A 272-nucleotide genomic window follows, 5' to 3' on the forward strand; every position below is an offset into this window, starting at 1 on the left:
TCAACTTGGATTGCATTAGGAACATTCGTCGTATTAATTGGTATGTTCATGTTTGTTGATGGTTCAACAATTTCTATGAGTAATTTAGGGTTCGCAACAATCTTATTCCTAGTTTTATATACGATGGCAATGGGCTTTGGCGGAGTTCCATCAACTCTTGTAAACCCAATGATTGCTGACGTTTCTGACTATGAAACTAGTAAGTCAGGAAGATATGTACCGGGCATGATTGGAACAATGTTCTCATTCATAGACAAACTAATCACATCCTT

1 protein-coding gene is annotated in these 272 nt (G+C 37.1%); it reads left to right on the plus strand.

Going from position 1 to position 272, the window contains the following annotated elements:
* Window positions 1–272, plus strand: a 272-nt coding sequence (locus ASHG_RS00030; protein WP_040396667.1) for an MFS transporter, incomplete at both ends; no start/stop codon positions are given.

The sequence above is a fragment of the Anaerococcus senegalensis JC48 genome (assembly GCF_000321005.1).
In the GTDB taxonomy this organism is placed as follows: Bacteria; Bacillota; Clostridia; order Tissierellales; family Peptoniphilaceae; genus Anaerococcus; species Anaerococcus senegalensis.